Source organism: Nonomuraea sp. NPDC050202 (assembly GCF_040656115.1).
GTDB lineage: Bacteria > Actinomycetota > Actinomycetes > Streptosporangiales > Streptosporangiaceae > Nonomuraea.
The window spans coordinates 473,525-495,978 of record NZ_JBFALF010000003.1 but is presented as its reverse complement, the minus strand read 5'-3'; the positions used below and the strand labels follow the sequence as shown (position 1 = coordinate 495,978).

21 protein-coding genes are annotated in these 22,454 nt (G+C 70.4%); 7 read left to right on the top strand and 14 right to left on the bottom strand.

The window, feature by feature from the left end; all coding sequences use genetic code 11:
- The first annotated feature begins 2 nt into the window (after nt 1–2).
- Complete coding sequence (locus tag AB0I79_RS12355) at nt 3–1,742, top strand: DUF4832 domain-containing protein (protein ID WP_357870877.1); 1,740 nt, start codon at nt 3–5, stop codon at nt 1,740–1,742.
- A 123-nt stretch (nt 1,743–1,865) separates the two neighbouring features.
- A complete protein-coding gene (locus tag AB0I79_RS12350; RefSeq protein WP_357870874.1) occupies nt 1,866–2,684 on the top strand; it encodes an NmrA family NAD(P)-binding protein in 819 nt (272 codons plus the stop codon).
- A 46-nt stretch (nt 2,685–2,730) separates the two neighbouring features.
- On the opposite strand, the gene AB0I79_RS12345 is transcribed toward AB0I79_RS12350, so the two are convergent.
- Nucleotides 2,731–3,528, bottom strand: a complete 798-nt coding sequence (locus AB0I79_RS12345) for a metalloregulator ArsR/SmtB family transcription factor (protein WP_357870871.1) — start codon at nt 3,526–3,528, stop codon at nt 2,731–2,733.
- A gap of 180 nt (nt 3,529–3,708) precedes the next feature.
- Between AB0I79_RS12345 and AB0I79_RS12340 the strand changes: the two genes are divergently transcribed.
- On the top strand, nt 3,709–4,248 hold the full coding sequence (locus AB0I79_RS12340) for a GNAT family N-acetyltransferase (RefSeq protein WP_357870868.1): 540 nt from the start codon (nt 3,709–3,711) through the stop codon (nt 4,246–4,248).
- On the opposite strand, the gene atpE is transcribed toward AB0I79_RS12340, so the two are convergent.
- Both atpE and AB0I79_RS12330 read right to left on the bottom strand, forming a co-directional pair.
- Nucleotides 4,245–4,478: an ATP synthase F0 subunit C gene (gene atpE, locus AB0I79_RS12335; RefSeq protein ID WP_357870865.1), complete on the bottom strand. Its 234-nt coding sequence runs from the start codon at nt 4,476–4,478 to the stop codon at nt 4,245–4,247. The two genes, AB0I79_RS12340 and atpE, sit on opposite strands and share 4 nt — an antisense overlap.
- A 380-nt stretch (nt 4,479–4,858) precedes the next feature.
- The gene (locus tag AB0I79_RS12330; RefSeq protein WP_357870862.1) at nt 4,859–5,332 is read right to left on the bottom strand and encodes a MarR family transcriptional regulator; all 474 of its coding nucleotides are present in this window, start codon (nt 5,330–5,332) and stop codon (nt 4,859–4,861) included.
- Between the two features lie 57 nt (nt 5,333–5,389).
- On the opposite strand from AB0I79_RS12330, the gene AB0I79_RS12325 reads away from it, so the two are divergent.
- Nucleotides 5,390–6,166 (top strand): alpha/beta hydrolase, encoded by a 777-nt coding sequence (locus AB0I79_RS12325; RefSeq protein ID WP_357870859.1) that lies wholly within the window; start codon nt 5,390–5,392, stop codon nt 6,164–6,166.
- A gap of 123 nt (nt 6,167–6,289) precedes the next feature.
- Here the strand turns inward: AB0I79_RS12325 and ppdK are convergent, their stop codons facing one another.
- On the bottom strand, nt 6,290–8,929 hold the full coding sequence (ppdK, locus tag AB0I79_RS12320) for a pyruvate, phosphate dikinase (RefSeq protein WP_357870856.1): 2,640 nt from the start codon (nt 8,927–8,929) through the stop codon (nt 6,290–6,292).
- A gap of 229 nt (nt 8,930–9,158) precedes the next feature.
- Between ppdK and AB0I79_RS12315 the strand changes: the two genes are divergently transcribed.
- Nucleotides 9,159–10,511, top strand: a complete 1,353-nt coding sequence (locus tag AB0I79_RS12315; protein ID WP_357870853.1) for a cytochrome b N-terminal domain-containing protein — start codon at nt 9,159–9,161, stop codon at nt 10,509–10,511.
- 39 nt (nt 10,512–10,550) lie between these two features.
- Here AB0I79_RS12315 and AB0I79_RS12310 read toward each other — a convergent pair whose 3' ends face one another.
- The 7 genes from AB0I79_RS12310 to AB0I79_RS12280 are packed head-to-tail and all read right to left on the bottom strand — an operon-like array spanning nt 10,551 to nt 16,489.
- Complete coding sequence (locus AB0I79_RS12310; RefSeq protein ID WP_357870851.1) at nt 10,551–11,720, bottom strand: HAMP domain-containing sensor histidine kinase; 1,170 nt, start codon at nt 11,718–11,720, stop codon at nt 10,551–10,553.
- Nucleotides 11,717–12,385 carry a response regulator transcription factor gene (locus AB0I79_RS12305; RefSeq protein WP_357870848.1) on the bottom strand — a complete coding sequence of 223 codons (669 nt, stop codon included), beginning with the start codon at nt 12,383–12,385 and terminating at the stop codon, nt 11,717–11,719. Before AB0I79_RS12305 ends, AB0I79_RS12310 begins: the two co-directional genes overlap by 4 nt.
- A gap of 10 nt (nt 12,386–12,395) precedes the next feature.
- Complete coding sequence (locus AB0I79_RS12300; protein ID WP_357870846.1) at nt 12,396–13,430, bottom strand: trypsin-like peptidase domain-containing protein; 1,035 nt, start codon at nt 13,428–13,430, stop codon at nt 12,396–12,398.
- Nucleotides 13,427–14,371 (bottom strand): VWA domain-containing protein, encoded by a 945-nt coding sequence (locus AB0I79_RS12295; protein WP_357870844.1) that lies wholly within the window; start codon nt 14,369–14,371, stop codon nt 13,427–13,429. The genes AB0I79_RS12300 and AB0I79_RS12295 overlap by 4 nt, the downstream gene beginning before the upstream one ends.
- Nucleotides 14,368–15,342: a DUF58 domain-containing protein gene (locus tag AB0I79_RS12290; RefSeq protein ID WP_357870841.1), complete on the bottom strand. Its 975-nt coding sequence runs from the start codon at nt 15,340–15,342 to the stop codon at nt 14,368–14,370. The genes AB0I79_RS12295 and AB0I79_RS12290 overlap by 4 nt, the downstream gene beginning before the upstream one ends.
- The gene (locus tag AB0I79_RS12285) at nt 15,339–16,346 is read right to left on the bottom strand and encodes a MoxR family ATPase (RefSeq protein WP_357870838.1); all 1,008 of its coding nucleotides are present in this window, start codon (nt 16,344–16,346) and stop codon (nt 15,339–15,341) included. The genes AB0I79_RS12290 and AB0I79_RS12285 overlap by 4 nt, the downstream gene beginning before the upstream one ends.
- Nucleotides 16,343–16,489 carry a hypothetical protein gene (locus tag AB0I79_RS12280; RefSeq protein ID WP_357870836.1) on the bottom strand — a complete coding sequence of 49 codons (147 nt, stop codon included), beginning with the start codon at nt 16,487–16,489 and terminating at the stop codon, nt 16,343–16,345. The genes AB0I79_RS12285 and AB0I79_RS12280 overlap by 4 nt, the downstream gene beginning before the upstream one ends.
- Before the next feature lie 112 nt (nt 16,490–16,601).
- Here AB0I79_RS12280 and AB0I79_RS12275 point away from each other — a divergent pair, with 112 nt between their 5' ends.
- Entirely contained in the window at nt 16,602–16,754 is a 153-nt protein-coding gene (locus AB0I79_RS12275) for a hypothetical protein (RefSeq protein WP_357870834.1), read from the top strand.
- 56 nt (nt 16,755–16,810) lie between these two features.
- Here the strand turns inward: AB0I79_RS12275 and AB0I79_RS12270 are convergent, their stop codons facing one another.
- The 3 genes from AB0I79_RS12270 to AB0I79_RS12260 all read right to left on the bottom strand — a co-directional run bounded on the left by AB0I79_RS12270 (nt 16,811) and on the right by AB0I79_RS12260 (nt 21,998).
- On the bottom strand, nt 16,811–19,924 hold the full coding sequence (locus AB0I79_RS12270; protein WP_357870831.1) for a M14 family zinc carboxypeptidase: 3,114 nt from the start codon (nt 19,922–19,924) through the stop codon (nt 16,811–16,813).
- A gap of 307 nt (nt 19,925–20,231) precedes the next feature.
- Nucleotides 20,232–21,617, bottom strand: coding sequence for a glycine--tRNA ligase (locus AB0I79_RS12265; protein WP_357870828.1), 1,386 nt, complete (start codon nt 21,615–21,617; stop codon nt 20,232–20,234).
- 93 nt (nt 21,618–21,710) lie between these two features.
- Entirely contained in the window at nt 21,711–21,998 is a 288-nt protein-coding gene (locus tag AB0I79_RS12260; RefSeq protein ID WP_344471108.1) for an antibiotic biosynthesis monooxygenase, read from the bottom strand.
- Nucleotides 21,999–22,088: 90 nt separating this feature from the next.
- Between AB0I79_RS12260 and AB0I79_RS12255 the strand changes: the two genes are divergently transcribed.
- Nucleotides 22,089–22,427 (top strand): DUF6703 family protein, encoded by a 339-nt coding sequence (locus tag AB0I79_RS12255; RefSeq protein WP_357870825.1) that lies wholly within the window; start codon nt 22,089–22,091, stop codon nt 22,425–22,427.
- Nucleotides 22,428–22,454: the final 27 nt, after the last annotated feature.

Below are 22,454 nucleotides of genomic sequence, written 5' to 3'. Positions count from 1 at the left end.
CCATGCGCAAGCTCGTACGCAGCCTCGCCCTCCTCGCCTTCCTCTGCGCGTCCATCCTCGTCGCGCCCTCGGCGGCCCTGGCCGCCATCACCGGCCAGTCGGCCACGAACACGGCCACGACCGTGACGTACCAGTTCACCTACACCGGCAGCCCCGCCTACGCCCGCACCTACGTCGACACCGACCGCAGCACCGCGACCGGCTTCGCCCAGGGCGGCGTGGGCGCCGACTTCTTACTCGAGAACGCCTCCCTGTACCGCCACAACGGCGGCGGCTGGAGCTGGACGCTCGTGGGCCCGGTGACGTACTCGGCCTCGGGCGGCACGGCCAGGTGGACGGTGTCGCGGGCGGACCTGGGCGAGAGCGCCACGCCGAACGACGCCGACCTCGTCTTCCAGGTCGAGTCCCCGCTGGAGACCTCCACCAAGTACACGCACGTTTACTCCGGCGGTGGAGGTGGCGGCGGCTCGGTCACGTACACCCCCACGACCGCCGACTTCGCCAACCCCGAGCGTGGCCTCTACCACCACACCGGCGACTGCGACAAGAACGACTTCTCCCTCGCCACCCTGCAGAGCTACCGCACCAGCCAGCACATCTCGCTGGTGATGTGCGTGTTCTACCTGGCCGAGTTCAAGACCACCGCGATCAGTCAGGCCGCGCTCGACCAGCTGCAGCAGCAGCTCGACACCGTGCGCGCGGCGGGGCTGAAGATGGTCCTGCGCTTCGCCTACACCACCTCCACCGACGGCGCCGACGCCGCCAAGGACCGCGTGCTGGCCCACCTCGACCAGCTCAGGCCGTACCTGAACGCGAACAAGGACGTCATCTACCTCATGCAGGCCGGGTTCATCGGGGCGTGGGGCGAGTGGTACTACACCCAGAACTTCGGTAACGCCGGCACCGTCACGGCCGCCGACTGGGCCAACCGCAAGGCCGTCGTGGACAAGCTGCTCAGCGTCCTGCCCTCGACGCGGATGGTGCAGCTCCGCACGCCCAAGTTCAAGCGCACGATGTACACGACCACCCCGGTCACCTCCGGCCAGGCGTACGGCGGCTCGGCCGTGGCGCGGCTCGGGCACCACAACGACTGCTTCCTGGCCAGCCCGGACGACTACGGCACCTACGAGAACGCGGCCGTCGAGTACCCCTACCTGGAGGCGGAGACCAAGTACGTGGCCATGGGCGGGGAGACCTGCAACCCCAACCCGCCGCGCTCCGACTGCCCGACCGCCAGGGACGAGCTGTCGCGCTTCCACTGGTCGTACCTGAACACCGACTACCACACCGGCGTGCTGGGAAGCTGGAGCACCGGCGGCTGCCTCGCCGAGATCACCCGCAGCCTGGGCTACCGCTTCGCCCTGCAGAGCGGCACGTACCCGAGCAGCGCCTCGCGCGGCGGCGGCCTGCCGGTCGGCATCACCCTCAGGAACGAGGGGTACGCCGCTCCGTTCAACCCGCGCGGCCTGGAGCTGGTCCTCCGCAACACCTCGACCGGGGCGCTGCACCGCTTCCCGCTCAGCGCCGACCCCCGCAAGTGGGCGGCCGGGGCCACCGGCACGATCACCCAGACCGTCGCCCTGCCCGCGTCCCTGCCCGCAGGCTCCTACGCGCTGCTGCTCGGCCTGCCGGACCCGCTGCTGCCGGCGCGGCCCGAGTACTCGATCCGGCTCGCCAACGAGGGCACCTGGGAGCCGGCGACCGGCCTGAACAGCCTGCTGCACACCGTCACCGTGAGCTGACCTGAGACCTACCGGCCCGCTGCCCCCCTCTGGGGGCAGCGGGCTTCTTGACCTCAAGCAAGGTTGAGTTCCTAGGGTCGTCGACGAGTCACTTCACGCAGAACGACCTCAAGGAGCTTGACCATGACGACACTGGTGACAGGCGCCACCGGGAACACCGGCCGGCACGTGGTGGCAGAGCTGGTCCGCCGTGGAGAGCACGTGCGGGCGCTGACGCGGGACCCGGCCGCGTGGGCGGGACGTTTTCCAGCCGGGGTGGAGCTGGTGACCGGCACCCACACGGCGCCCGACAGGCTCGACGGCGCCCTCGACGGTGTCAGCCGGTTGCACATCACGGTGACGGCCGGGCTCGCCGAGGTGGGGCCCGAGCTCGTCCGGCGGGCGGTCGCCGCGGGTGTCCGGCGCATCACCGTGTTGTGGGGCGGCTGGGTGGGCCCGGTCGAGCAGGCGGTGGCGGACTCGGGAGCGGAGTGGACCCGCCTGGAGGCGCAGGAGTTCATGTCCAACACGTTGACCTGGGCCGAGTCCATCCGAGCCGAGGGCGTGGTCCGGGAGCCGTACGACCATCCCAGCGCGCTGGTGCACGAGGCCGACATCGCGGCCGTGGCGGCGGTCGCGCTGCTCGACGACGGTCATGCGGGACGCGCCTACAACCTCACCGGGCCCGAGTCGCTGACCCCGCGTGAGCGGATCGCCATCCTGTCCCGGGCGATCCACCGCGACATCGCCTTCGAGGCGATCACGCACGAACAGGCGGTCGGCAGGCTGATGGCCACGGGCGTGTCCCGGGCGGACGCCGAGTATGTGGTCGGCTGGTACGCCACGCCCAGCCATTCCGCCACGACCGTGGACGACACCGTCGAACGGGTGACCGGACGTCCGGCGCGCACGTTCGGGCAGTGGGTGGACGAGCACGCGGAACGTTTCCTGAGCCGGGGATGACCGGCGGGCGGCGCCTCGCGACGTCGCCAGGCCCTGGCCTGGGAGGTCACGCATCGTCCGGCAGCGGTTCGCCGGTCTCCAGCAGCGACTTCAGGCTCGACACCACGTTCGGCCAGCCGTGGCTGACCATCTCGGCCAGGCTCGATCCGGGCCCGAAGCCGTCGTGCACGACGGTGAGCTTCACGACCTGCGCGGCCTCGGCCTCCTCGATCGTGAAGGTGACCTTCGAGCGGGCCTCGCCGGACAGCCGGGCGAGCAGCTCCTCGTCCCAGCCGAAGCGCTTGGCGAGCTCCGGGGTGATGGTGTGCCAGGTGTAGGAGAGCCTGCTGTAGGGTTCGGCCTCCAGCACGACCTGCTCCGGGTCGCTGATCAGCACGCCGTGGTTGTCCCAGGTCATCGGCGAGCCGACGGACCAGTCCGTGGTGAACTCCGTGGCCCAGTAGCGGCGGGTGAAGGCGGGCTCGGTCAGCGCCTGCCAGAGCTTCTGCGGGGTGGTGCGGATGTAGGTGGTGTAGACGAAGGTCGGCGCGTCTATCGGGGTCTCCTCCAGGGCGTGTTTCAGGTCGGCCAGGGCTTGGACCCTGGCCCGGTCGTAGCGGCTGATCCACCGGTGGGCGATCTCGTGCACGGGCGCGGCGTTGAGGTAGTGCAGCTTCTCCCGGCCCCGCCGCACGGTGGTGACGAGCCCGGCCTGCTCCAGCACCGCGAGGTGCTTGCTGACGGACTGCCTGGCCATGTCGAGCCCGGCGCACAGCTCGCGCAGTGTCTGCCCGTTGCGGGCGTTGAGCGAGTCGAGCAGCGCGCGCCGGCTCGGATCGGCCAGCGCCTTGAACACCTCGTCCATGCCCGCCTCCGCCATGCCCCCGCCCGTCCCCGTCTCCGGCTTGCCGTCTGTCGATATGCAGCCTCCCGGCTGCCTGTAATTTAGGCAGCCGGGAGGCTGCATGTCAAGGCGCGCGACTCCGATGCGCGCGAGGCTCAAACCGTTTGACGGCCCGTACGGGCACTCGGCACGATCTGCCCCGTGCACATCGAATTCGCGCGTTTCACCCCCGACCAGACGGAAGCCCTGGTCGACTTCCTGACCGGCGAGGACTGGCCCTTCCACGCGATCGTCCAGGAGGCGCCGGCGATCAGGCAGCGGGCCGCCGAAGGGCTCTACGACGACGCGGAGAGCCGGACGTTCTGGCTGCTGGCGGACGGGGAACGGGCCGGGCTGGTACGCCTGCAGGAACTCACCGATTTCACGCCCATGTTCGACCTCCGGATCCGCGAGGCCTGGCGCGGCCGCGGCCTGGGAACGGCGGCCCTTCGATGGCTCACCTCCTACCTCTTCACGGAATTCCCGGGGATCAGGCGCATCGAGGGCAATACGCGGCAGGACAACCACACGATGCGGGCCGTCTTCCGTAAGTGCGGATATGTCAAGGAGTCGCATTACCGCGAGGCGTGGCCGGCGCCGGACGGGACCGTGCACGACTCGGCGGGGTACGCGATACTGCGGCGCGACTGGGAATCGGGAACGGTGACGTCGCCCGATTGGAATGACGAGCCCGAGGCTTAGGTGATGGTCCGGAAAAGGAAAGGCGCGACCAGGCCGATGAGGGCCAGCGCCTCGGTGAGGACGAAACCGAGAAGCATGTTCTGGCGGATCAGGCCGTACGCTTCCGGCTGGCGGGCGATGGCCTGAACGCCTTGGCCGAAGATGATGCCCACGCCGATGCCCGGACCGATGGCGGCGAGGCCGTAGCCGATGGCGGTGACATTGCCGGATACCGCAGCGAGAACGTCCACAAGGTTCCCTTCTGAATGTCTGGTGAAGCGGAGTGTCGCCGTCACCACCATTCCGCCACATGGACACTTCGGCGGGAAATGCCCGGCCACACGAAAATGACCGTTCATGCTTGTCGATTAGATCGATGGACAAATTGATCTACATTTGATCAATGCTCGGAGGCAAGCAGGTGCGCGATCGACCGAGACGCGCTCAAGGAGCCTGGCTCTGACTCTCCGCGTCGCGTAAATCAAAACAAGCCATGCGGCTCCTTGGGGGCGATCGGGCCGCCGCCCCATTGATGAGCGCACTCATCCGGCCTTCTCCAGGAGCGGATGGCCGTGTCGAACGGGCGGCCCACCGGATCCGGAAGGGGCCGAGGGCCACCGACGGCTGATCTTCAATCCATGTCGATGTCGTCGAGGAGGTGGAGCAGGCGCGAGAGGACGCGCAGGCAGGCGTCGATCTCGGCCTCGGTCAGGTCGCCGCCGATCTGCCGGAGCACTCGCCGCTCGCGCTCGACCACCGCGCCGATGGCCTGCTCCCCCTCGTCCGTCAGCCGGATGAGCGAGGACCGCTTGTGCGCCGGGTTGGGCATGAACTCGACCAGCCCCAGCCCGGCCGCGTCGTTGGTCATGCGCTGGACGAACTGGCGGCTCAGCGCCTGGGCCCGGCCCATCTGCGGGACGGTCATGGGGCCGTGCTCGCGCAGCATGTTGAGCACGGCCCGCACCCCGACCGACAGCCCTTCGAGGGGCGCGTCCTGCTCCACCTTGCGCTGGGCGCGCCGGTACAGCGGGCCCACCAGGTCGAACACCTCCGCGAGCCGATCGGTCAGCGCGCCGGTCGCCGGGCTCGGGTCTGTCTCTCTCATCCGTCCATAATGACACCTAGGTTGTCATAGCGGGGTCAATATGACACCTTGGTTGTCATGAAAGATCTGTTCTGGATTGATCGCGGTACCGGCCGTCCCCTCGTCCTGCTGCACGGCGGCTTCCTCGATCACGGCATGTGGGAGGACCAGATCCCGGTCCTCGCCTCGCGTTACCGCGTGATCGCCCCCGACGCCCGCGGCCACGGCCGCTCCGCCAACGCCACCGGGGCCTACCGGCTCACCGACGACCTCGCCGCCCTGCTGCGGCACCTGGACGCCGGGCCCGCCGTCCTGGTGGGGGTCTCCATGGGGGCGGGGATCGCCGTGGACACCGCGCTGGAGCATCCGGAACTGGTCAGTGCCGTGGTCGTGACCGGAGCGGGGACGAGCCTGCCGTACTTCGAGGATCCGTGGACCACGCGGACCATGGCGGCCTGGCACGCGGCGATGGCCGCCGGTGACCTGGACGCGTCGGTGGAGGCGTTCACGCTGCTGGGTGTGGGGCCGCGCCGCACGCTCGGCGAGCTCGATCCGATCGTGGTGAGCCGGCTGATGCGGATGGCCAGGAGCACGATGTCCAAGCATGCCGTCGGCGAGCCCAACCATCTGGTGATGGTGACCGGCTCGTGGGAGCGGCTCGCGTCCATCGGCGTTCCCGTGCTGGCCGTTCATGGGGACGAGGACTCCGACGATCACATCGGGATGGCGGAGCGGCTCGTGCGGGCGGTGGCCGATGGGCGGTCGGTCTCGATCGGGGGGGCCGCTCATTATCCGAACATGGAGCGGCCTGATGTCTACAACACGGTTCTGGAGGAGTTTCTCGGCAGCCTCTGAGCTTGTCGCCGAGGTGCCGGTGTTCGTGTTCCTGGTCCGCTGGTCGCAGGAAGCCGCCGGTCACGAGTCGGGGTGGGCTCCAACGGCCCACCCGGTTCACGGGATTCGGGTGGGCGCCGGGAGTCAGCGGGTGTCGGAGTCGGTTTCCGCGAGGGCGGCTCGGCCGGCTTCGAGTCGGGCTACCGGGATGCGGAAGGGGGAGCAGGAGACGTAGTCGAGGCCTACCTCGTGGCAGAAGCGGACCGAGTCCGGGTCGCCGCCGTGTTCGCCGCAGATGCCCAGGTGCAGGTCCGGCCTGGCCTCCCGGCCCTCCCGCACCGCGATCTCCATCAGGCGGCCGACGCCCTCCCTGTCGAGGGTCTCGAACGGGGAGACGCCGAAGATGCCGGCGTCGAGGTAGTGGGAGAAGAAGGCCGCTTCGACGTCGTCGCGGGAGAAGCCCCAGGCCATCTGGGTGAGGTCGTTGGTGCCGAAGGAGAAGAACTCGGCGGCCTCGGCGATCTGGGCCGCCGTGAGGGCTGCCCTGGGGACCTCGATCATGGTGCCGATCAGGGCCTGCACCCCGGCCTCCGCGAGGATCTTGACGGCCTCCTCGCGTACCGACTCCAGCTCCTGTACGGCCGCCACCAGCGGGATCATGATCTCCGGACGCGCCCCGGGCACCTCGGCGGCCGCCTGGGCGATGGCGCGGACCTGCATGGCGAACAGGCCGGGGATGACCAGGCCGAGACGGACGCCGCGCAGGCCGAGCATCGGGTTCTGCTCGTGCAGGCGCTTGACCGCCGTCAGGAGCGTGCGGTCCTTGTCCGTGGCCTCGCCCGTGGCGACCTTGACCGACAGGTCCACGATGTCGGGCAGGAACTCGTGCAGGGGCGGGTCGATGAGGCGGATCGTGACGGGGGCGCCGTCCATGGCCTGGAATATGCCGATGAAGTCGGACTTCTGGAGGGGCTCCAGGGCGTCGAGGGCCGCCTGACGTTCCGCGTCGGTCGAGGCCAGGACGAGGTCCTCCACGAGCTGGCGGCGCTCGCCCAGGAACATGTGCTCCGTACGGCACAGCCCGATGCCCTGCGCGCCGAAGCGGCGGGCACGGGCCGCGTCCTCGGGGGTGTCGGCGTTGGCGCGGACACCGAGCTTGCGGGCCTCGTCCGCGTGGCGCATGATCCGGTCCACCGCCTTGACCAGGTCGTCCCGCGGCTCTGTGGCACCCTCGAAGTACTCGACCACGGCCGAGTCCACGACCGCCACCTCGCCGAGGAAGACCTCGCCGGTCGTGCCGTCGATGGAGATGACGTCGCCTTCGGAGACCACCACGTCCCCCGGCGCGATGAAGCGCTGCTCGGCCGTGAGGACCTCCAGCTCCTCGGCCCCGCACACGCACGTCTTGCCCATGCCGCGGGCCACCACGGCGGCGTGTGAGGTCTTGCCGCCGCGGCTGGTCAGGATGCCCTTGGCGGCGATCATGCCGGCCAGGTCGTCGGGGTTGGTCTCGCGGCGGACGAGGATGACGTCCTCGCCCTGCGCCGCCAGCTCGACGGCGCGCTCGGAGGAGAAGACGGCCTTGCCGACGGCGGCGCCCGGCGAGGCGTTCATGCCCTTGGCGATCTTCTTCTTCTTCTTCGCGCCGCCGTCGAAGCGGGGGAACATGAGCTGGGCGAGCTGGTCGCCGGTGACCCGGGTGACGGCCTCGTCCATGGTGATGAGGCCCTGGTCGGCGAGCTGGGTGGCGATGCAGAACGCCGCCGCCGCCGTGCGCTTGCCCACGCGGGTCTGCAACATCCACAACTTGCCGCGCTCGATCGTGAACTCGATGTCGCACAGGTCCCTGTAGTGGTTCTCCAGGGTCTCCATGATGCCGACCAGCTCGTCGTACGACTGCTTGTCGAGGTGCTCGAGGTCCTGCAGCGGGATGGTGTTGCGGATGCCGGCCACCACGTCCTCGCCCTGGGCGTTCTGGAGGTAGTCGCCGTAGATGCCCTGCTGGCCCGAGCCGGGGTCGCGGGTGAAGGCGACGCCGGTGCCCGAGTCGTTGCCGTAGTTGCCGAAGACCATGGCCATGATGTTCACGGCGGTGCCGAGGCCGGCGGGGATGCGCTCCTGGCGGCGGTAGAGGATGGCGCGCGGGGCGTTCCACGAGTCGAAGACGGCCATGACGGCCAGGCGCATCTGCTCGCGCGGGTCGGCGGGGAAGTCCTTGCCGGTCTGGTCGCGCACGATGCCCTTGTACGTCTCCACGAGCTGCTGCAGCTCGCCCGAGTCGAGGTCGGTGTCCTGGCGGCGGCCCTTGAGCTCGTCGAGCGCGTGCTCGAACAGGTCCCCGTCGATGCCGAGCACGGTCTTGCCGAACATCTGGATGAGCCTGCGGTAGGAGTCCCACGCGAACCGGTCGTTGCCGCCCGACTGCTTGGCCAGGCCGTGCACCGACTCGTCGTTCAGCCCGATGTTGAGAACGGTCTCCATCATGCCCGGCATGGAGAACTTCGCCCCGGAGCGCACGCTCACGAGCAGCGGGTCGTCGGCCTGCCCGAGCTTCCTGCCCATCTTGGCTTCCAGGGCCTCGAGATGCTCGGCGACCTCCTGGTCCAACCCGCTCGGTACGGAGCCTTCCGCCAGGTAGTGGCGGCACGCCTCGGTGGTGATCGTGAATCCATGCGGAACGGGCAGCCCGAGATTGGTCATTTCGGCGAGGTTCGCGCCCTTACCGCCGAGAAGATCCTTGAGATTCCTGTTGCCCTCGGTGAAGTCGTAAACGTACTTGGCCACCACAGCTCCTTCGAACGCCTCTGTCCCGGACTCTACCGGTGAAATTGATGATGAAACTGCACTCCTCGTATAAGTCAACGTTTGTACTGGTCAAGGCCACATGACAGGTCTAATCCAATTATACGACCCAAGTGCCGAAAATTGGATTAGACCAATTGGTTTACACCAATTGTTGAGAAAGGCGGGCAGGAGGTGCAGAATCGGATCACACCCCCATCAGGAGGCCCCCATGGCCACTCCTACCAAGCCCAAGAGGCGGCCCAGAATCATCGTCGGCTCCGCCAAGGCCGCGGTCGGTTCCGCGATCTACCTCGACGACCGGCTGCCGTTCGGGCGCTGGCTGCGCCCCCAGCTCCGCAAGCTGTTCCCCAGCCACTGGTCGTTCCTGCTGGGCGAGCTGGCGCTGTACTCGTTCGTGCTGCTGGTGCTCACCGGGACGTTCCTGACGCTGTTCTACAAGCCCAACCCGGACGTGGCGTACGAGTCGGTCGTGGAGATCAGCCTGGAGGTGCGTGGCGGGCTGCTCATGCGGCAGCTGCACCACTGGTCGGCGACGGTGTTCGTGCTGGCGATCGTGGCCCACATGTGCCGGGTCTTCTTCACCGGCGCGTTCAGGCGGCCGCGGGAGCTGACGTGGATGCTCGGCGTGCTGCTGTTCGGGCTGGCGCTGTTCGAGTCGTTCCTGGGGGTCTCGCTGCCCGCCGACCAGCTCGCGCTGACGGGGCTGCGGCAGGCGCAGGGGGTGCTGCTGTCGGTGCCGCTGGTGGGCACGTACCTGTCGGCGTTCGCGTTCGACGGGGAGTTCCCCGGCCAGGTGATCCCCCGCCTGTTCGCGCTGCACGTGCTGCTGGTCCCCGGCATCCTGCTGGCGGTGGTGCCGCTGCACGCCCTCATCCTCACCTGGCGGCAGAAGCACACCGAGCGCCGCGCCACGGCCGCCGGTGAGCACCAGGTCACCGGCGGGCCGTTCTTCCCCTACTTCGCGGTCAAGAACGCCGCCACGGCGCTGTTCACGATCGCCGCCATCGCGTTGCTGGCCACGTTCGTGCGGGTCAACCCGGTGTGGGAGCACGGGGCGTACCGGCCGGGCGCCCAGCCGCCCTCGGCGCAGCCGTTCTGGTACGCCGGGGTGCTGGACGGCGCGCAGCGGCTGGTGCCGGCGTGGGAGATCCCGGTGGGCGGGTTCGTGCTGCAGGTCGGGCTCTGGATCCCGCCGCTGATCCTGCTCGCCTTCTTCGGCCTGCTGCTCGTGTATCCGTTCGTCGAGCGCCGCTACACCGGTGACCGCGACGTCCACCACCTGCTGGACCGGCCGTCGCAGGCCCCGGTGCGCACGGCGCTGGGCGTCGCGGTGATCACGTTCTTCACCACGCTCTGGGCGGGCACGTGGGTGTCGGCGGCGCCGCCCGCGATGCACTCCGCGCCCGGACTGCCGCCGCCCCCGCCCGCGCCGCCGGCGCTGCTCACCGTGCCGCCCGACACGTACGCGCTGATCGTCGGCGGGCTGCGGGCGGCCGTGTTCGTGCTGCCCGTCGTGGCCTTCCTCGTCACCCGGGCGATCTGCCGCAGGCGTTCGGCGTAGGTGGCCCGCCGCGCCACGCGGGCCGGCTGCCGCGGGTGTTCAGCGCAGGGGGTTGTCCTCGGGCGGGCTGCCCGGCACGCCGTCGCGGGGCGGCAGCCACAACACGAACGTCGCCCCCTCCCCCAGCCGCGAGAACACCGCCACGCGGCCCCCGTGCGACTCCACGATCTGCCGGACGATCGCCAGGCCCAGGCCCGTGTGGCGGTCCCTGCGGCTGGCCTCGCCGCGCCAGAAGCGGTCGAACACCCGCGCCTGGTCCGACTCCCGCAGCCCCGGCCCGTCGTCGCGGACCGCCGCCCACAACCAGCCGTCCGTCCTGCCCGCCCCGGCCCTGATCCTGCCGCCGGGCGGCGACAGGCGCACGGCGTTGGACAGCAGGTTGGACACGGCGCGGCGGAGCGCGTCGGAGTCGCCACTCATGTCCAGCCCCGCGCCGAGCTCGCGGGTGATCGTGATGTCGCGCTCGGCGGCCGGGGTGGCGTACTCCTCGCACGCCTCCCCCACCACCCTGGCCAGGTCCAGATCGGTGTCGGCGAACGCGGTGCCCTGCCGCCTGGCCGTGGCCAGCAGGTCCTCGACCAGCCTGGTCATCCGGGTCGTCGCCCGGTCCACGATGGCCACGGCCCTGGCCCGCTCCTCCTCGCTGGCGTCGGGGACGGCCAGCACGGCGTCCACGTTGGCCCTGATGATGGTCAGCGGGCTGCGCAGCTCGTGCGAGGCGTCGTCGATGAGCTGCCGCTGCGCGCTGAACGCCTCCTCCAGCCGGTCGAGCATGGTGTCGATGGTGTCGGCCAGGTCCTTCAGCTCGTCGCGCGGGCCGTGCAGCTTGATGCGCCGCTTCAGGTCGGTGGCCTGGATCTCCTCGGTCGTACGGGTGATCGACCGCACCGGCCGCAGCACCCGGCCCGACAGCACCCAGCCGATGCCCAGGCTGGCCACGTACAGGCCGGCCAGCGTGAGCAGCGAGTACGTGCGCAACGTGTCCATCGTCGCGACGTTGACCGCGTTCTCGACCTCCTCCACGAAGACCACCTCGCGCTTGCCGAGGTAGGTGTTGCCGCTGTAGGTCTTGGCGTACTCGGTCGTGATCGGGCGCTGCTCGCTGGTCTTGGAAACGGCGTAGTAGATGCCCCCGAGCACCACCGTGGCCAGCACGAACAGCAGCCCCGAGTACAGGACCGTGATCCGGAAGCGGATGGTGTGGATCACGACGACGGCTCCCTGAGCCGGTAACCCCGGCTGATCACGGTTTCGATCAGGCCGTCCTCCTGCAGCTTGCGGCGCAGGTTGCCGACCGTGACGCGGACGGTGCTGGTGAACGGGTCGGCGTGCTCGTCCCAGACGTGCTCCAGCAGCTCCTCGGTGGACACGACGTGACCCGGGCGGGTCATCAGGTAGTGCAGCACGCCGTATTCCTTGGGGGTGAGCGCCAGGGACCTGCCGTCCAGCGACACCTCCAGCCTGGCCGTGTCGATCCGCAGGCCGCCCACCTCCAGCACGGACGTGCCGCCGCCGGAGTCCCTGCGCAGCAGCGCCCGCACCCTGGCCAGCAGCTCGGGGAAGGCGAACGGCTTGACCAGGTAGTCGTCCGCGCCCTCGTCGAGGCCTCGGACGCGGTCGTCCAGCCGGTCCCGGGCGGTCACCATGATGATCCGCGCCCCCTGGCCCGCCGCGCGCACGGTCCGGCAGAGCTGGAAACCGTCGCCGCCCGGCAGGTTCAGGTCGAGCAGGACCAGGTCGTAGGTGTTGACCAGCAACTTCTCGTGCGCGGCGGGCGCGTCGTAGGCGACGTCCACCGCGTAACCCGCCCGGACCAGGCCCACGCGCAACGCGTCGACCAGGTCCTCCTCGTCCTCAACCACAAGCAGTCGCATGCCCTGGACCCTAGTTTCGGATGATGCGTTCCGCGATGGGCGCGGCCCTGTCGATGGGGATGGCGAAACCGATGCCGATGTTCCCACCTCCCCGGGAGGCCGCGATCGCGGTGTTCACCCCCACCACCTCGCCCCGGGCGTTCACCAGCGGGCCGCCCGAGTTGCCGGGGTTGATGGAGGCGTCGGTCTGCACGGCCGTGCGGCGGGAGCCGCCCAGCCGTACCTCCCTGTCCAGGGCGCTGACGATGCCCGAGGTGACCGTGCCGGACAGGCCCAGCGGCGAGCCGATGGCCAGCACCTGGTCGCCGACGGCCAGGTCCGCCGAGCGGCCGAGCGTGGCCGGGGTGAGCTCCTCCGGATAGTCCACCTCCAGCACGGCCAGGTCCTCGTCGTCGTCCGCGCCGGCCACGCGCGCGGTCAGCCGGCTGCCGTCGTGCAGCACCACCGTCACCGTGCTGGTGCCGCTGACGACGTGGGCGTTGGTGAGGATGTGGCCGCGGTCGTCGATCACGAAGCCGGAGCCGCCCGAGCTGCGCGTCTCCACGGAGACCACGCTGGGCAGCACGCGGGCCGCCGTCGCGCTCAGCCCGGTCAGGCTCGCCGGCGGCGCGGGGGCCACCCTCGGCAGAGCGGCGGCGGGGGCCGGCTCGGACCCTTCGAAGAGCCTGGCCCCCGCCGCGCCCGCCGCCGCCCCGGCGAGCGCCGCGACGAGCGCGGCGGCCACCAGGATGCGACCACCCCTGGGCGGCGACGTCACGGGGGTCTGCGGTGCGGGAGTCTGCTGTGCGGGAGCCCGCTGTACGGGGTGCCGCGTCGGCGGCCCGATCAGCGGTGGCCCGATCAGCGATGGCGCGGCCGACAGCGGCGCGATGGGCGGTGGCGCGGGCCGCAGTGGCACGACGGGCGGTGGCACGACGGGCGGTGGCGCGGGGAGTGGCGTGACGGGGGGTGGCGCGGCCGGAGCGCCGTTGTGCGGCGCCTGCTCGCGTACGCCCACCGGAACCGTGCGGAACTCCGGCCCGCGCGGGCTGCCCAGACCTCTCATGGCAGCCTCGAGAACCACAACATCGACGCCGCCGCCGCGATCAACGCGAAGATCAGCCCCGCCCCCACGAACCACTGCCAGACCTCCTGCTGCTCGGTGCGGTAGCCGACCGACGTGCCGATGTCCTCGTAGACCGCCTGCAGCTCGTCGCCGCTGGCCGCCTCGTAGAAGCCGCCGCCCGCCGACTCGGCCAGGCCGCGCAGCGCGGGCCCGTCCACCGGCACCGGGACCTCGCGGCCCGACAGGCTGATGGTGCCGTCCGGCGTGCCGTACGCGATGGTGGTGACCGGGATGCCGCGCGAGGTCGCCTCGGCGGCCGCGTCGTTCACCGTGCGGCCGCTGGTGTTGGCGCCGTCGGACAGCAGCACGATGTGCGCGGGCGGCGCCTCCTCCTCCGAGTCGAGCGCGGCGATGGCCTCCAGCGAGGAGAAGACGGCCTCGCCGATGGCGGTGCCCGAGTCCATGCTCAGCCGGTCGAGCGCGCTGAGCACCGCCGGCCGGTCCGTGGTGGGCGGCACGGCGACGGAGGCCGCGGAGGAGAACGACACCAGCCCCAGGTTGAACCGCTCGGGCAGCCCCTGGACGAACTGCCTGGCCGCCTGCTTGGCCGCCTCGAACCGGTTCGGTGAGACGTCGGTGGCGCCCATGGACGCCGACACGTCGAACGCCACCATGATCGTCGCCCGTTCCCGCGGCACCTGCACCTCGGCCGTCGGCCGGGCGAAGCCCACCACGAGCAGCGCGAACATGAGCAGCAGTGCCGCCGCGGGCACGTGCCTGCGCCATCCCGGCCGCCGTGGCGCCACCTTGTCGAGCAGGTCGAGGTTGGTGAAGCGGACGGCGTAGGCGGTCCTGCCGCGCAGCGCCATGATCACGTACGTGACCGCGAGCAGGGCCACCGGGATGAGCAGCAGCAGCCAGACGGGCGCGAGAAGGCTCACGCCACGTCACCTCCTCCCTCTGGTGATCGTCGCCGCCCGGACGGCGGCCCGCCGGGGCCGAGCGGGCCGGCCGCGAGCGAAGCGAGGCGGCGCTGGCGCATGACGTGCTTGACCAGGTCGCGCACCCAGTCCCGGTCCGTACGCAGCCGCAGGTGGGTGGCCCCGGCCCGGCGCAGCGCCTGCGCGATGGCGTCGCGCTGCCCGGCCGCGGCCTCGGCGTAGCGCCGGCGCAGCCGGGCGCTGCCGGTGGCCACCTCGCGCCGCCGCCCCGTCTCCGGGTCGATCAGCGTGAGGATGCCCACGTCGGGCAGCGTCAGCTCGCGCGGGTCAAGCACCTCCACGGCCAGCACCTGGTGCCGGGCGGTGAGCCGGCGCAGCGGCAGCTCCCAGGTCTCGGGGGTGTCGAGGAAGTCCGACACGACCACGACCAGGCCGCGGCGCCGTACCACTCGGCCGAGCTGCTCGGCCGCCACGCCGAGCAGCGGCTCGGCCACCCCCGGCGGGGTGCGGGGCAGCCCGAACGCCCCCTGCAGCAGCGCCATCAGGTGCGGCCGGCCCGTCCTGGCGGGCAGCGTCCTGACGCCGCCGCCGTGCAGCAGGTGGGCGCCGATGCGGTTGCCCGTCCGCTGGGTGAGGAAGCCGACCGCGGCCAGGGCTGACAGGGCCAGCTCCCGCTTCTCCATCGCGGCGGTCCCGAAGTCCATGCTGGCGGTGGCGTCGAGCAGCGCCCAGATCTCCAGCTCCCGGTCGGCGACCAGGTCCCGGACGTGCGGCTCGCTCGTGCGTGCGGTGACGTTCCAGTCCATCCGCCGCACGTCGTCGCCCGCCGTGTACGGCCGGGACTCCGCCGGTTCGCTGCCCGGACCTGGCACCAGGCCGAGGTGTTCGCCCTGGAGCAGCCCATCCAGCCTCCTGGTGATGGTCAGTTCGAGCCTGCGCAGCGCGGGCTCGGCGATCAGGTACGGCTTCATGCCACCGCGTCCTGCCGGGTGTCGTACTGCTGGGTCTCCTGGCTCGGCGCGATGACCGGCAGCGGCACGGCCGCCAGCACCCGGTCCACGATCTCCCTGGGCATCACCCCGTCGGCCAGCGCGTCGAAGGAGAGCACGAGCCGGTGCGCCATGACGTCGTGCGCCAGGTCCCGTACGTCCTCCGGCAGCACGTAGTCGCGCCCCCGCAGCAGCGCCAGCGCCCGGCCGGCCGCCAGCAGGCCCAGCGTGGCCCTGGGGCTGGCGCCGAACGCCAGCAGCCGCCCCACGTCCCGCACCCCGTACCGCTCCGGGTCGCGGGTGGCGTAGACGAGGCGGACGGCGTACTCGGCGACCGCGTGATGCACGAAGACCTCCTGGGCCCGGCGCTGCAACGCGACGACCTGTGCCGGGTCGAGGACGGGCTGCGGCGACGGCGGGTCCACGCTCATGCGGTAGACGATCGCCAGCTCCTCCGATTCGCTGGGATAGTCGACGTCGATCTTCATGAGGAAGCGGTCGCGCTGCGCCTCGGGCAGGTGGTAGACGCCCTCCGACTCGATCGGGTTCTGGGTGGCCAGCACCAGGAACGGCGTCGGCACCTCGTAGGTGACACCCCCGATGCTGACCTGACGCTCGGCCATGATCTCCAGCAGCGCCGACTGCACCTTCGCGGGCGCCCTGTTGATCTCGTCGGCGAGCAGCAGGTTCACCATGACGGGCCCGAGCTCGACGTCGAACGACTCGGTGGAGGGCCGGTAGATCCTGGTGCCGACGATGTCGGAGGGCACCAGGTCGGGCGTGAACTGGATGCGGGCGAACGTCCCCCCGACCACCGTGGCCATGGTCTCGGCGGCCAGCGTCTTGGCGATCCCGGGGACGCCTTCGAGCAGGCAGTGCCCCCTGGCGAGCACCGCCACGAGCAGCCGCTCGACCATCTGGTCCTGCCCGACGATCACTCGCTTGACCTCGAACAGGGCCCGCTCGAGCAGTGCGGGATCGGTCACGGCTGCACGCTCCCCTTGTAGCAGTCGTCCACGACGACGCGCAGCTCCAGAGCGGTCGGTTCCGGGTCGGCGAACGCGGCGCTCGCGGTCATGAGCAGCGCGCCGGCGGCGAGCAACACAAGAGCGAAACGTGATGTACGCATGGATTCCTCGTCCCTCGTATCGGCTTACGCCACATGTCATCAAGCGACCGCGAAAACCCGCGTAACCGCCGCCTTTACACGATTTTTCGGTCGAGAGGGTTGGACCTCCGGCATGACGCCCATCCAGCGCTACCTCGCAGAGGAGGTCGCCCTCGACCACGTGGACGGCGCGTCCTTCGACGGCACCGGGCAGCGTGACGACGCCGACGCGGCGGCGCGGGCGTACGGGCGCGTCCTGGACTGGTTCGGCCGCCACCTGGCCTGATCAAGCGCGAAGGACGGCCACCCCGTACGGGGTGGCCGTCCTGTTCCCTGCGGTGCTCAGCCGATCAGGTACCTCATCGCCTTCCTGAGCGCCGCGGCCTGCTCGGCCGCGCTGCCGAGCTGCTCCACCCCGAACCCCAGCAGCACCGTGTCCCTGGTGGTCACGGCGGCCGTGGTGTCGGCCTGGTCGCGGGCGAAGTCGCCGGCGCCGGTCGGGCTGCCCGCCGGCGGGCCGGGGACGGTCCACGGCCCGAGCCCGGTCTCGAATCCCTCGGACTCGACCGCGGTGCCGCCCACGACGACGCGGGTGTCGTCCACGAACGCGCCCACCCCGCCGGTGCCGGGGTCGGTCACGTAGCTGATCGACACCTCGACCTGCTGCCCGGCGTACGCGGACAGGTCGAAGGCGACCTGGTGCCAGCCGCCCGTGTCAGGGCCGGTGGTGAACCGGTGCCACTGGCCCGTGGTGCCGGTCGGCGTGCAGGGGTTGCCCGGGGTCAGGTAGTGCAGCAGCCACGGGTGCTCCTCCAGCAGGAACCCGGCCTCGCACTCGGCCGGCACGCCGGTGTCGGTGCCGCCGTTGAGGTCCGGCAGCGTCGTCCAGTTGTCCTGGCCGACGGTGTGAGCCTCGACGATGACGTTGTCGTAGCTCTCCTCCGTGTCGAAGGAGAGCTGGAAGGCCAGCTGCGGCTGCTGCGCCGCCGTCACGGAGCCCAGGTCGATCGTCCTGGTCAGCCGCATGTACGAGTCGTCGGCGTGCGGCCCGGCGACGTACCACTCGCCCTCGGCCGGATCGAACGGCCCCGGGGTGCCGAGCCGGTAGTCGGCCGCCGGCGTGCCGGTGAACCTCGGGAAGTCGGTGCCCATGGGAAGCAGGACCCCGGCCTCGTCCAGCGGGTTGTCCACCGTGGCGGGACCGCCGAACGTGCCGCTGAGCCCGGCCAGCGGGCCGGTGCCGGTGAAGCCGCTGGGGTCGGCGCGCGGGATGCGCCCGGCGACGCCCAGGTAGTACTGGGTGAAGTCGTCGGCCAGCAGCAGGCACTCGTCGAACAGGCCATCGATGGTGGTGACCACGCAGTCGGCGTCCGGGTTGCCGTCGAGGCCGTAGTAGATGCCGCCGACGATGGTGTCGAGGATGCCGTAGTACGCGGCGGTCTCGCCGGTGTAGAGGAGCTTGCCGCCCTCGTTCAGGTAGTCGCGGACGGAGATGGTCAGGTCCTGCTGGGACCGCTTGACGTCGGCGTCGGGCAGGTCGCCGAGCGGGGTCACCGTGACCACGTCCTGCTGGTCCATGGACAGCCGGTTGTCGCCCAGCTCCCACACCAGGCCCTTGAAGTGCGACAGCACACCGAGGTGGTGCGGCACGCCCTGGGCGTCCACGTCCCACGTCTCGGAGCCGTACCCGGCCGCCTTCAGCGCCTGCTGGTACGTGGCCGTGTACTTGGGCGCGGTCACCGACGCCGGGTAGTCGGGGTTGAGGCCCGTGTAGTCCTCGTTGGCCACCACCAGCACCTTGGCGCCGGAGTCCTTGGCCAGCGTGTAGGTGAAGCGGCTGCTGGAGACGGTGCCGGCGCCCGGCTTGAAGCCGGTGAACCAGACCTCGACCCTGTCACCGGGTCTCGCGCCGCTCACGGTGCCGCGGTACTCGGCGAAGTACAGGTCGTTCTCGTCGCCGTACCGCTCGCCGCCCTTCCACTCGCTCACGGACCTGGTCTGCGTGGGGCCGCCGTTGATGCGGTAACGCAGCGCCTTGGCGCCCAGCGACCGGCGCGCGATGACCGCCACCGGCTGCGGGTCGCCGTACGAGACGCTGAAGGAGTCCGGCCTGAAGTCCGGGACCGTGCGCCCGATCACGGAGACCGGCCTGTCCGGCGTGTGCACGGACTTGGCGGTGGCGACGGCCAGGGGGACGTTCATCAGGAACTCCTCCTGGATCAGCCGCTCGTCGTCGGGGAAGGTGAAGCCGAGGCCGCCGGCGCAGCTCTCCTCCGTCCACTCGTCGTCCGGGTACTTCGCCGCCGCCGCCTCGCACGTGGACATCTCGGGCGTGATGGACAGGGCCCCGCGCACGTTCGTCGTGTGCCCGTCGGTGTCGCCGTTGGTGGTGTAGAGCTCGGCGCCGATGTCCGGGTCGTACGTCGGCACGGCCGGGGTGGCGTCGTCGCCCAGCAGCGCCTCGAAGATCAGGTCGTCGGGCGCCGGGGTGGCCTGCTGCCAGCTGATCCCGTACAGGAGGAGCATGGCGGCCGAGTGGTAGTTGATCAGGTACGTGAACTTCACCCGCCTGGTCAGGTTGTCGTACGCCACGGTCTCCGGCTCCGACTGCGGCGCCGCGCCGCGGTAGGTCTGGCTGGAGAACAGGCTGGAGGAGCCCTCGTCGTCGTAGCGCCACTTGTAGGCGAAGTTGCGGTTCAGGTCGACGCCGTCGTTGCTGGTGATCTGCCCGTCGCCGTCGTTGTCGCGCAGGTTCTTGCGCCACAGGCGGTTGCCGGGGGTGAAGGTGTGGTCGTAGCCGTCGGGGTTGGCGACCGGCAGGAACCACAGCTCGGTGGTGTTGACGAGCTGGGTCAGCTCGGCGTCGCTGCCGTAGCCGTCGAGGAAGTGGTGCAGCAGCCGCCGCACCATCTCGGGCGTGATCCACTCGCGGGCGTGCTGGGTGGCCGAGTAGAGGATGGCCCGGCGGCTGCCGTCACGCAGCTTGCGGGCGTCCTTGGTCACCTTGATCGCGGTGATCGGCGTGCCGTTGAGGCTGTTGCCGAGGTCGACGACCTTGGCGATGCCGGGCTTGGCGCCGGCCGCGGCGATGATCTCCTCGCGGATGCCGCCCGCGCCGGCGTACCTCTTGAACACCCCGTCGGCCTGCTGCGCCGCCCGGGCGCCGGCCGCCTGGGTCCTGAGGGTGACCCCCTGCTTCGCGAGCGTGTCGGCCAGCGCGGCGGCGAGGATGACCTCGACGGTGACCTTGCCGTCCGCCCGCTTGACGATCCGCATCTCCTCGCGGTCCACGCCGGCGGCCACGAGCGTGGCCAGCTGGTCCGCGGTGAGCTCGCCGGTGTAGACGAAGACCCCGTCAGGCCCCGCCGCGGGCTTCGGCACCGCCGAGGCGGGCGGGATCGTGAACGAGCCGAGTAACAGGAGCGTGCTCGCGAGCATGAGCAGTACGCGCTTCATCGCGCCTCCGAGAAGAAGCCCCCGAATGCCGCTAGGGATGCCCGCAATGTCCGTGTATGTGGCGGGCTTGTCAATCACTGCGGCCACATCCGGTCAAAGTTCAACCAGATAGCGATCGGCGTCGTATGACCACGCGAACGGCGAAGAATCCGCGCGTCACGGCGAGGTGGCGGTGAGGCGGCGGAGCGTCCCCCTGGAAGGCCGCCAGCGCGGGTCGGCGGGTGGGGTGTGGTGGGCTTGCCGTAAAGAAAAAGCGGGCTGCTCCCCGAGGAGCAGCCCGCCACAGAGCCCAAATGCCCTAAATGCGCTAGTCGTTCAGGTGCTGGCGCAGGTAGGACTCGACACCCTCGATCGGGATGCGCTCCTGGGCCATCGTGTCGCGCTCGCGGATCGTCACGGCCTGGTCTTCCAGCGTGTCGAAGTCGACCGTGATGCAGAACGGCGTGCCGATCTCGTCCTGCCGGCGGTAGCGGCGGCCGATCGCGCCCGCGTCGTCGAACTCGACGTTCCACCGCCGCCGGAGCTGGGCCGCCAGGTCGCGGGCCTTCGGCGACAGGTCGGCGTTGCGCGACAGCGGCAGCACCGCGGCCTTGACCGGCGCGAGCCGGTGGTCGAGCCGCATGACCGTGCGCTTCTCCATGACGCCCTTGGCGTTGGGCGCCTCGTCCTCGGTGTACGCGTCGAGCAGGAACGTCAGCGTGGCCCGGTCGACACCGGCCGCCGGCTCGATGACGTAGGGGACGTAACGCTCCCCGCTCTCCTGCTCGAAGAAGCTCAGGTCGACGCCCGACGCCTTGGAGTGGGCCGTCAGGTCGAAGTCGGTGCGGTTGGCGATGCCCTCGAGCTCACCCCACTCCGAGCCGGCGAAGTTGAAGCGGTACTCGATGTCGACGGTGCGCTTGGAGTAGTGGGACAGCTTGTCCTTGGGGTGCTCGTACAGGCGCAGGTTGTCCTTGTTGATGCCCAGGTCGGAGTACCAGCGGTAGCGCTCGTCGATCCAGTACTGGTGCCACTCCTCGTCGGTGCCGGGCTTGACGAAGAACTCCATCTCCATCTGCTCGAACTCGCGGGTGCGGAAGATGAAGTTGCCCGGCGTGATCTCGTTGCGGAACGACTTGCCCTGCTGGCCGATGCCGAACGGGATCTTCTTGCGCGCCGACTGCTGCACGTTGAGGTAGTTGATGAAGATGCCCTGGGCGGTCTCGGGCCGCAGGTAGGCCAGGCCCGACTCGTCCTCGACCGGGCCGAGGAAGGTCTTCAGCAGGCCGCTGAACTGCCTGGGCTCGGTGAAGGTGCCCTTGTTGCCGCAGTTGGGGCAGGTGATGTCGGCCAGGCCGGCCTCGGGCGCCTTGCCGTTCTTCTCCTCGTACGCCTCGATCAGGTGATCGGCGCGGAAGCGCTTGTGGCAGGACAGGCATTCGGTCAGCGGGTCGGTGAAGGTGTCGACGTGGCCGCTGGCCCGCCACACCTCGGGCGCCAGGATGACGCAGGAGTCGAGGCCCACCACGTCGTCGCGCGACTGGACCATCGACAGCCACCACTGCCGCTTGACGTTGTTCTTCAGCTCGACGCCCAGTGGACCGTAGTCCCACGACGCGCGCAGTCCGCCGTAGATCTCGCTCGACGGGTAGACGAGCCCGCGGCGCTTGGCGAGGCTGACGATGGTGTCCATGACGTCGGTGCGTCGTGCCATGTGGTTGGTTCTCTTTCCGGCTGGAGGTCGGCGAGGGAAATCGGTGAGATCCCAGCTTAGGGGACGGGCACCCGCTCTCGCGCGGGAGTAATGCTACGCCCCGTCCCGGGTGTAGACGTCCTCGTACGCACTGGGCTCGTTCAGCATCAGAATCATCAGGGGATACATCACCATTCGGGCGGCGGACAGCGCCCTGCGGTAGAAGCCGGCGCCCTCCCATTCCGTCACCAGCGCCCACAGATTGGGCTCGTCCACCGAGCGGGCCAGCCGGCCCCGCTGGTAGCCGGGCTGGGTGGCGAACGTGTCGAGGATGGCGTGGCCCTGCTTGACGAAGTCTTGGGACTGGGACTCTGGAACGGTGTATCGGATCACGGCGAGCACCCGACCAGCCTAAAGGCGGTGGCCTCGCGTGTGACCCCGAACGTGCGCGAGGCCCGCGCCCGGGGCCCGATCTCCCGTAGGCTTCGGGGCGTGGCCCCTGACAACAAGCAGCCCCAGGGCGAGCGGTTCTTCACGCCGGGCGCGACCGGTTTCCGCAAGGCGGTCGAGCAGCGCAGCGCGGTGCCGATGACGTTCCTGTTCACGCAGGTGCCCCGGTGGGTGGCGCCGGTCCTGCTGGTGATCCTGCTGCTGACGGGGTTCGCCGTGACGAGCTGGCTGGGCGGGCTGGCCGTGCTGCCGGTGCTCGCCTTCGTGGGGTGGCTGGCCTACCTGTCGTGGCCGTCCCTGGGCGTCGGCGGGAAGCTGTTGCGGGTCGCCATGCTCACCTTCCTGGTGCTCCTGGTGGCGACCCGCTTCGGGGCTCTCTAGGGCCTTCGCGGCTCTCTACGGCGAGTG

Excerpts from the sequence above, each read along its gene's own strand:
- AB0I79_RS12300 (WP_357870846.1), bottom strand. The coding sequence starts at position 13,430 with ATGAGAGGTCTGGGCAGCCCGCGCGGGCCGGAGTTCCGCACGGTTCCG.
- AB0I79_RS12275 (WP_357870834.1), top strand. The coding sequence starts at position 16,602 with ATGACGCCCATCCAGCGCTACCTCGCAGAGGAGGTCGCCCTCGACCAC.
- AB0I79_RS12350 (WP_357870874.1), top strand. The coding sequence starts at position 1,866 with ATGACGACACTGGTGACAGGCGCCACCGGGAACACCGGCCGGCACGTG.
- AB0I79_RS12280 (WP_357870836.1), bottom strand. The coding sequence starts at position 16,489 with ATGCGTACATCACGTTTCGCTCTTGTGTTGCTCGCCGCCGGCGCGCTG.
- AB0I79_RS12270 (WP_357870831.1), bottom strand. The coding sequence starts at position 19,924 with ATGAAGCGCGTACTGCTCATGCTCGCGAGCACGCTCCTGTTACTCGGC.
- AB0I79_RS12345 (WP_357870871.1), bottom strand. The coding sequence starts at position 3,528 with ATGGACGAGGTGTTCAAGGCGCTGGCCGATCCGAGCCGGCGCGCGCTG.
- AB0I79_RS12315 (WP_357870853.1), top strand. The coding sequence starts at position 9,159 with ATGGCCACTCCTACCAAGCCCAAGAGGCGGCCCAGAATCATCGTCGGC.
- AB0I79_RS12355 (WP_357870877.1), top strand. The coding sequence starts at position 3 with ATGCGCAAGCTCGTACGCAGCCTCGCCCTCCTCGCCTTCCTCTGCGCG.
- AB0I79_RS12305 (WP_357870848.1), bottom strand. The coding sequence starts at position 12,385 with ATGCGACTGCTTGTGGTTGAGGACGAGGAGGACCTGGTCGACGCGTTG.
- AB0I79_RS12330 (WP_357870862.1), bottom strand. The coding sequence starts at position 5,332 with ATGAGAGAGACAGACCCGAGCCCGGCGACCGGCGCGCTGACCGATCGG.
- AB0I79_RS12265 (WP_357870828.1), bottom strand. The coding sequence starts at position 21,617 with ATGGCACGACGCACCGACGTCATGGACACCATCGTCAGCCTCGCCAAG.
- AB0I79_RS12325 (WP_357870859.1), top strand. The coding sequence starts at position 5,390 with ATGAAAGATCTGTTCTGGATTGATCGCGGTACCGGCCGTCCCCTCGTC.
- AB0I79_RS12290 (WP_357870841.1), bottom strand. The coding sequence starts at position 15,342 with ATGAAGCCGTACCTGATCGCCGAGCCCGCGCTGCGCAGGCTCGAACTG.